Here is a 6872-nt window from a genome sequence, read left to right as displayed (position 1 = left end):
CGGTATTCGACTCGGCGTCCGCGAAGGTGATGGCCGAGAGGTCGAGGTTGCCCTGCGTGTCCTCGGTGAAGGACACGCTCGTCGGCACGCCCGTCGCCGTCGGCGCGTCGTTGATCGAGGTGGAGACGACGGTCGTGGTGCTGTCGGTGGTGTCGGTGGTGCCGTCGTTCACGGTGATGGTGAACGTCGTGGTCTCGGTGAGGCCGGCGGCGACGCGGTTGTCGGTGGGGTCGAAGACGAGCTGGCGGATGGCGGTGGTGGCGGCGGCGGTCGTCGAGGCGAGCGTGTAGGTGCCGTTATTGTTGTCGGTGAAGCCGGATGCCGTCAGCGAGGCGGCGGTGAAGACGCCCTTGGCGGCGACGTCGAGGGCGACCGTGACCGTGACCGGGTTGTCCTCCGCGTCGGAGATCTCGACGGTGCTGAATGGTGTGATGGTGGCGGTGTCGTTGACGTTTTGGTTCGCTGTTGTATTAGAAATCGTGGGTGCAATATTCGGAACAGCAGACACGTTAATGTCGTCAAACTCAAGATCTAAGTTTGCCGATACAGTTTGCGTTCTAAAACGTATCGCGTCGATGTTATCCCAGCCCGTAAATGCGAGAGTACCGACCGCGTCGACATTTTCACTATATGAAATACTGCCTGTAGTTCCCAGGGCGAATGAGAAATCTTCATCAATTACAACTTGACCATCTCTCAGGCCCTCGATTATCATTGGCTCTAGAAAAACATAATACAATTGTAGTGAGTCAAGTTTAAACTCACTCCCATCTGTAGATTGGATGGAGAACGTATTTGGAATGAAGGCCCCGGAGAGTCGCAGTGCAAAGTCTGTAGGACTCTCTGTTATGGGGCTTGATTGAGGATCGTTCGCATCGATGATGGTAAAATACTGATCCTGAGATGCGCCGCTGCCGACGAAGGTGAAGTCTTGAAGCGTAAAGCTTTGCTGATTGATAGTGCCAACGGTGGCCCCATCAAAATTCTGATCATTGGCCATACTGATCTCCGTGTGGCTTTTCCAAGCCGAAACGAGGCTCTTCTAGTGCATGCAATTAAGACACGATTGATACAATTTTAGGACGTATTTAGATGCAACATAATCACCTAACCGAGCTATGCCCAACTAGCGCTAGATAATGCACGATAACGGAGCCGTCATCAAGCACACTCTTGGGTGCAGATCGCCCGAACGCTCCTGCAAGTAGAGGGCTTGGACATCACTAGAAATTGTGCTCTTCTCAAACGCGTCGGGGCTGCGAATCACTCCCCGCTCCGCGTCAGATTGGGAGGGGCACATGGAATACTTCATCGGCACAGTCTTGCTTTGGGCGCCTACTTTTGCCCCGAGAGGGTGGTCTTATTGCAACGGAGGACTTCTTGCAATAAGCCAGAATACCGCTCTGTTTTCGCTGATTGGAACAACGTATGGCGGAGATGGTCGAACTACGTTTGGTCTGCCCGACCTCCGCTCGCGAGTCCCGATTGGCGCTGGGATGGGTCAAGGGCCCGGCTTGAGCTTCTATCCCTTGGGCGCAAGAGCGGGTGTAGAAAGCGTTACTCTGCTGTTAACGCAGATGCCCCAGCATAACCATCCGGCTCAAGCTAGCATGGTGGCTTACGACACTCCTGCAAGTGACGTTTCTCCTCAGGCTGGGCAGGTCCTATCCTCCGGCTCAGTGAATGTCCGCGGAAGTGCGGGCACAGCGAGCATTTATGCGAACCCCGCCGGGGCCGCTGTCACGCTCGCTCCGCAATCAACATCCGTTCAAGTCGGAATGAACGGAGGTAATCAATCACATGAGAACAGGATGCCGTTCGAAGGTGTGAGCTTTATCATTGCACTTACTGGCATCTTCCCGCCGCGCGACTGATCGCACACCATGACCGACGTGCCCCTCCTCGACACTCTCCACGTCCGCCCCTGCGGGCTCGCCCACGAGGGACGGGAGGGGCGCGGCTTCTGTTCCAAGGCGGCGCGGGCGGGCAATCTCGCCTGCGCCCACACCATGGCGCGTTACCCTCTGCGTGACGCCCTCGAAGCCCAGTCCGCCGCCGGCCGCCCCGGCGCCGCCGCCGCGCTGGCCCGCTGGCACGCCCTCGACCTCGCCATCGGCCAGGCCGACCACGCCCGCTCCGAGGCCGAAGCGAGAGGCGACCGCCCCGCCGCCGCCCGCGCCGTGGCGGATCACGACGCTGCCGCTCGAGAGCTCGACGAACTGCTGACGTTCGCCCGCGCGGGGTGAGGCGGTGGGGACGGGTCGCGCGACGCGTGACCGTCCATGTGTCGCCGATGCGGGCGTCTCGTGGCCGCGCGCGCTACCGCGCACGCTGTAGCGGGCACCCGTGCTCATGGGTCCCGGGTCCGCGTTCGCGGCCCGGGATGACAGGGGGGCGCGCCCTCTTCCGTCATCCCGGACGGCGAAGCCGATCCGTGACCCGGAACACGAGGGGGTAGGGTCAGGGCGCGCGGGAGCGCGTCCGTCCACCGGGAGATGTGCAGGCGTCTCGTGGCCGCGCGCGCTACCGCGCACGCTATGGCGGGCACCCGTGCTCATGGGTCCCGGGTCCGCGTTCGCGGCCCGGGATGACAGTTTTGGGCGCGCCGAAGCGACCTCGCGGCTCCCCCGCACCGGATCACCTCCGCCGTCCCGGACGGCGGCGAGCTCCGGCCTTCCTGCAGCACATGCGCGCACGCGACAGCTCCTCCATCCGTCGATATCGGATCGACCTCATACGCAATCGGGTCTACAAACGACCGAATCCGGCCGCGGCCGGCCGGACGGACGCGAACGCGTCGCCCCATCGGCTGCCGAAGCCGTGGGACGGCGGACCCGTGTCCGCGGGGACCGGGGATGCGCAATGTACGGCGGCGGACACCATCGCAAATCCGATTCCCTCGACGAGAGACGAACGGAAAGCCGATCGAGACCAGCCGTGACGAGCGCGATATTCCCTCACACCTTCGACACTGATCGATTCTCCGATCGTCGTCAACCCCGAATGCGTTCGACGGGCAGGAATACGCGATGACGCATCCCGACGACGACGACGCCGTTCCCGGCGGGGCACGAGGGGGCTCGCATCGGGGAGGCTTGCAGGAGGAACAGGCGTTCTTCGAGGGCGACGGCGCGGATGCCGCGCCGACCGGGTTCAAGCAGGAGATCGCCGAGCGGGTGCGGCGCGCCATGGGCGGCCGCAGCCAGAGCGCGTTCGCGCGCGCGATCGGCGTTTCGCAGAGCACGGTGTCGGAGGTGGTGCGGGGGGAGCGGGAGCCCAGGCCGTCGATGCTGGTCAGGATCGCGGAGGTGACGGGGCTCTCGGCGGCGTGGCTGCTCACCGGCGAGGCGCAAGACGCGGGCTCGGAGGGGGCGATCCTGGTGCCCCACGTCGACACGGGGGGCGAGGAGCCGGCGCGGCCGGGCGTGCCGTTCAGCGCGGCGACGCTGCGAGAGCTCGGGATCCGGCCCGGCCGGGCGCGGGTCCTGGCGGTGCGCGGCGAGGCGGCCGACCCGGTGCACGCCGGCGGCATCGCCGTGATCGACCTCGACGCCACGAGCGTCGAGGGCTACGGCGGGCTCTACGCCGTGGAGTGGCCGGGCGGCGCGCTGGTGAAGCGGCTGGAGCGCAGCTTCGACGGCGATCTCCTGATCCACGGCGACGGGCCCGGGCGCGGGGAGGCGACGCGGCTCGACGCCGCGCGCAGCGACCGGCTGGTGGTGCTGGGGCGGGTGCGGATGATCCAGCGGATGGTGTGACGCGCGACCCACGGCGCGCCGGCCGAGCCGGCGGCGCTCGCCGCTCCGCGACGGAGCCGCGGGACATGCCCGTGCGTTCGCGTCTATACTCGTTCGCAGCCGTCGGCGGTCCGGCGACGGAGAGGCCCGCGGCATCCCGCGATTTCGCCCCGAGGACGACCCGCCCGTGAGCAACCCCGACCGAGACGACACCCGTTCCGAAACCGGTCGTGCCTCGGCCGGAGCGGTCGAGGCCTGGGATGCGATGCAGCGCGACGCGATCCTCGCCCAGCTCGCCGAGGGGATCATCGTCGCGGACGCGCAGGGGCGCATCACCTTCGTCAACGACGCGGCCGAACGGCTGCACGGCACGAAGCTGCTGGGCGTCGCGCCCGACGCCTATTCGGACGCCTACAGCCTGCTCACCGAGGACGGCGCGCCCCATCCCTCGCAGGACCTGCCGCTCGCGCGCGCGGTCCTCCACGGGGAGCGGGTGGAGGAGGCGCGCTGGCGCATCCGGCGCCCGGACGGCAGCGAGGTCGTCGCCATCGGCTCCGCACGCCCGATCCTTTCGCCCGACGGCACGCGCACGGGCGCCGTCCTCACCGTGCGCGACGACACCGCCCGCCTCGCCGCCGAGGCGGCGCTGCGCGCGAGCGAGGCCCGGCTCGCCTTCCTCGATCGGCTCGGCGCCGTGAGCGTGCCCATCGCCGACGCCGACGCCGTGCTGGCGACGACGACGCGGATGCTGGGCGAGCATCTCGGGCTCGCGATCTGCGCCTATGCCGACATGGACGCGGACGAGGACGGCTTCACCATCCGCGGCGACTGGGCGGCGCCGGCTTCGCGCAGCATCGTGGGGCGCTACCGGCTCGTCGATTTCGGGGCGCTCGCGGTGGCGCGGCTGCGCGCGGGCGAGCCCCTCGTCGTCGAGGACATCCGGCGCGACCTCCCGCCGGAGGCGGCGGCGACCTTCCAGGCGATCGGCATCGGCGCCACCGTCTGCATGCCCCTCGTCAAGGGCGGGCGGCTCACCGCGCTCATGGCGATCCACGACCGCGTGCCGCGCCGGTGGACCGACGAGGAGATCTCGCTGCTGCGTGCCGTCACGGCCCGCTCGTGGGCGCACGTGGAGCGCGTCGCGGCCGCCGCCGAGCTGCGCGTCAGCGAGGCCCGGCTCACCCGCGCCTTCGAGGCCGGCGCGCTGGGCGCCTGGGAGCTCGATCTGACCACGCTCGCCGCCTGGCGTTCCCCGCAGCACGACCGGATCTTCGGCTACGAGGACATGCTGCCGGAATGGACCTACGGGCAGTTCCTCGACCATATCGTCCCGGAGGACCGCGCGCGTGTCGACGCGGCGTTCCAGGAGGCCATCGCCGACCTCTCCCGCTGGGAGTTCGAGTGCCGGATCCGCCGCGCCGACGGCGAGGAGCGCTGGATCGCGGGGCAGGGAAGGGTCGACGCCGGCCCGGACGGGACGGCGCGGCGGATCGAGGGCATGGTGCGCGACGTCACCGGTCGGCGCCTCGCCGAGGAGCGCCTGCGCGAGCTCAACGACACCCTCGCCCGGCGCGTCGCCGAGCGCACGGCCGAGCGCGACAGGATCTGGCGCCTCTCGACGGACATGATGCTCGTGGCGCGCTTCGACGGCACGATCGCGGCCGTCAACCCGGCCTGGACGACGCTGCTCGGCTGGAGCGAGGCGGAGCTCGTCGGCGCGGACTTCCCGAGCCTCGTCCATCCCGACGAGCGTGCCGGCACCCTCGCCGAGATGGGCCGCCTCGGGGAGGGCGCGACCACGTTCCGCTTCGAGAACCGCTACCGCGCCCGCGACGGTTCCTATCGCTGGCTGTCCTGGACCGCGGTGCCCGAGGCCGGATTGATCCACGCGGTGGGGCGCGACGTCACCGCCGAGCGCGAGCAGGCGCTCGCCCTCGCCAAGGCCGAGGACGCGCTGCGCCAGAGCCAGAAGCTCGAGGCCATGGGCCAGCTCACCGGCGGCGTCGCTCACGACTTCAACAATCTCCTCACCCCGATCATCGGCCCCCTCGACATGCTGGTGCGGCGCGGCATCGGCAGCGAGCGCGAGCGACGTCTCCTCGACGCGGCCCTGCAATCGGCGGAGCGGGCGAAGGTGCTCGTCCAGCGCCTCCTCGCCTTCGCGCGGCGCCAGCCGCTGCGGCCCTCCTCGGTGGACATCGCGACCCTCGTCGGCGGCATGGCCGACCTGATCGGCTCGACGCTCGGCCCCTCCATCGAGGTGCGGGTCGATCTCGCGCCGGACCTGCCCAAGGCGCATGCCGACGCGAACCAGATCGAGATGGCGCTGCTCAATCTCGGCGTGAACGCCCGCGACGCCATGCCGAGCGGCGGCACGCTCACCATCGCCGCCGCCCCGGCGCGGGTGGAGGCGCAGACGATCGACATCGCGGCGCAGGCCGTGCCCGCTCTCGCGCCGGGTGCCTACGTGCGCCTCACCGTCGCCGATACCGGCATCGGCATGGACGAGGCGACGCGGGCGCGCGCCATCGAGCCGTTCTTCTCCACGAAGGGCATCGGCAAGGGCACGGGGCTCGGGCTGTCCATGGTCCACGGGCTCGCCGCCCAGCTCGGTGGCGCCCTCTCCATCGAGAGCGCGCTCGGGCAGGGCACGCGTATCCATCTCTGGCTCCCCGTCGGCGCGGCGGACGCCGCCGGCGCCGAGCGGCCGGCGGGCGCGTCCGCGCCGGCGCAGGCGGAGCGCGGGGCGGCGCTCGTCGTCGACGACGAGGAGCTCGTGCGCATGAGCGTCGCCGACATGCTCGTCGATCTCGGCTTCTCGGTGAGCGAGGCGACCTCGGGCGAGGAGGCGCTTCGCCGCCTCGACGAGGGCGGGCCCTTCGCGATCCTGGTCACCGACCACCTGATGCCGGGCATGAGCGGCGTCGACCTCGCGCGCGCCGCGCAGCGCACGCGCCCCTCGCTGCCGATCCTGATCGTCTCGGGCTACGCAGACGTCGAGACCATCGCTCCCGACCTGCCACGCCTCGCCAAGCCCTTCCGCCCGGCGGAGCTCGCGAGCCAGATCGCCCGGCTCCTGCCCGAGGACGGCGCCACGGGCTGAGCACCGGACGCTCGGCGCGATCCACCACGGCC

At 68.9% G+C, this 6872-nt stretch carries 5 protein-coding genes; 4 read left to right on the top strand and 1 reads right to left on the bottom strand.

Annotated features, from left to right (window positions below):
* The coding region (locus IEX89_RS15025; protein WP_188914036.1) for a hypothetical protein at positions 1-1000 on the bottom strand (1000 nt) is incomplete at its 3' end.
* 298 nt (positions 1001-1298) lie between these two features.
* Here IEX89_RS15025 and IEX89_RS15020 point away from each other — a divergent pair.
* From IEX89_RS15020 to IEX89_RS15005, 4 genes are all read left to right on the top strand, one after another.
* Positions 1299-1874, top strand: a complete 576-nt coding sequence (locus IEX89_RS15020) for a phage tail protein (RefSeq protein ID WP_188914035.1) — start codon at positions 1299-1301, stop codon at positions 1872-1874.
* A gap of 9 nt (positions 1875-1883) precedes the next feature.
* Positions 1884-2246, top strand: coding sequence for a hypothetical protein (locus IEX89_RS15015; RefSeq protein ID WP_188914034.1), 363 nt, complete (start codon positions 1884-1886; stop codon positions 2244-2246).
* Between the two features lie 783 nt (positions 2247-3029).
* On the top strand, positions 3030-3758 hold the full coding sequence (locus IEX89_RS15010; RefSeq protein WP_188914033.1) for an XRE family transcriptional regulator: 729 nt from the start codon (positions 3030-3032) through the stop codon (positions 3756-3758).
* Positions 3759-3924: 166 nt separating this feature from the next.
* Positions 3925-6840, top strand: a complete 2916-nt coding sequence (locus IEX89_RS15005; protein ID WP_188914032.1) for a PAS domain S-box protein — start codon at positions 3925-3927, stop codon at positions 6838-6840.
* The last annotated feature ends 32 nt before the right edge of the window (positions 6841-6872 follow it).

It is taken from the genome of Salinarimonas ramus (assembly GCF_014645695.1).
GTDB lineage: Bacteria > Pseudomonadota > Alphaproteobacteria > Rhizobiales > Beijerinckiaceae > Salinarimonas > Salinarimonas ramus.
This window is presented reverse-complemented; position numbering and strand designations above follow the sequence as displayed.

Bases quoted from the DNA above. Each gene is read 5' to 3' on its own strand.
- IEX89_RS15020 (WP_188914035.1), top strand. From the start codon at position 1,299: ATGGAATACTTCATCGGCACAGTCTTGCTTTGGGCGCCTACTTTTGCC.
- IEX89_RS15015 (WP_188914034.1), top strand. From the start codon at position 1,884: ATGACCGACGTGCCCCTCCTCGACACTCTCCACGTCCGCCCCTGCGGG.
- IEX89_RS15010 (WP_188914033.1), top strand. From the start codon at position 3,030: ATGACGCATCCCGACGACGACGACGCCGTTCCCGGCGGGGCACGAGGG.